The sequence below is a fragment of the Pseudoalteromonas sp. MMG007 genome (assembly GCF_018100985.1).
Taxonomy (GTDB): domain Bacteria; phylum Pseudomonadota; class Gammaproteobacteria; order Enterobacterales; family Alteromonadaceae; genus Pseudoalteromonas.
Genome location: NZ_JAGJEI010000057.1, coordinates 1 through 429, shown reverse-complemented (window position 1 = coordinate 429; position 429 = coordinate 1). Strand labels below are relative to the sequence as shown.

The 429-nt window shown below is 50.8% G+C and carries 1 protein-coding gene; it reads left to right on the top strand.

Annotated elements, in window-relative coordinates:
* A partial coding sequence (locus J8L71_RS18405) for an Ig-like domain-containing protein (protein ID WP_211001809.1) occupies positions 1-429 on the top strand: 429 nt, incomplete at both ends.

Here is a 429-nt window from a genome sequence, read left to right as displayed (position 1 = left end):
AGTGGACGATCAAGGCAATACACAAACCTTTACCACCACGGTTGATGCCGATGGCAACTTCTCAGTAGAAGTACCGACTGCATTAGCTGAAGGCCCTTACAGCATCGAAGCAAGTATTAGCGATGTCGCAGGTAACAGCAATGATATTACCGGTGTCGGTAACATCGATACCACCGCGCCAAGTGTGAGTGTGGATGCACCTGTACTCACTAACGACAGTACGCCAACGGTGACAGGCAGCAGTGATGCGCCTAACAGCACCATCACGGTAACGTTTACTGATGCTGCAAATGTCACTCAAACCATTGATGTGCAAACGGATATCAACGGTGACTGGAGCGCGACACCTCCAACTGACTTAGCTGAAGGGAATTACAGTGTTAGCGCGAGCATCACCGATGCAGCAGGCAACACAGGCACCGATACTGG